The sequence below is a fragment of the Gluconobacter sp. P1D12_c genome (assembly GCF_018812105.1).
Lineage (GTDB): Bacteria > Pseudomonadota > Alphaproteobacteria > Acetobacterales > Acetobacteraceae > Gluconobacter > Gluconobacter oxydans_A.
Genome location: NZ_JACSIQ010000378.1, coordinates 1 through 483, shown reverse-complemented (window position 1 = coordinate 483; position 483 = coordinate 1). Strand labels below are relative to the sequence as shown.

Annotated in this window: 1 protein-coding gene; it reads right to left on the bottom strand. The window is 46.2% G+C overall.

The annotated features are described in order from the left end of the window. Positions 1 to 208 precede the first annotated feature (208 nt). Positions 209 to 483 (bottom strand): hypothetical protein (locus tag KP705_RS17260; protein WP_215765161.1); only part of this gene is annotated, 275 nt, incomplete at its 5' end.

The window sequence follows — 483 nt, the reverse complement described above, 5'->3', positions numbered from 1 at the left end:
TATCAAGAACCATCCCACACAGATGGCCTACGGCCACACTACGTGGCTCCCGCTCTGCGCTCGCTCTGTGATGCAGGACACAGCAAATCTGAGCTAATTATCTGCTCATGAAGCGAAGCAGTTTGAGCTATCTTTTTAATACTGATTTAGCCTTTAGCATGGAGGTCGAAACCCCAATGCTAGACCCCGGACCTTCGGGGTCGTCGCTCTAGGCAATAGAGCGATCAGAACCCTTTTGAGGCTTCGCCTTAGGTTCCCACGTCGCCTGGAATGACTCAAGCCACTCCTTCGCAATCCTATCGCAATCACGCATTAAATCATCCAACGTGTAGACAGTCTTAATGAACGGAACAGGATTAATTCCATGCGAATCCAAAGAATCAAAAACTAAACCAAGATAAGTTTCAAGCTGTTCATTCTTCTTCTGTAAATCTCTGAACGGCTTGCCCTTATCAAAACTTTTTTCGCGTTCGCTTTTCAATT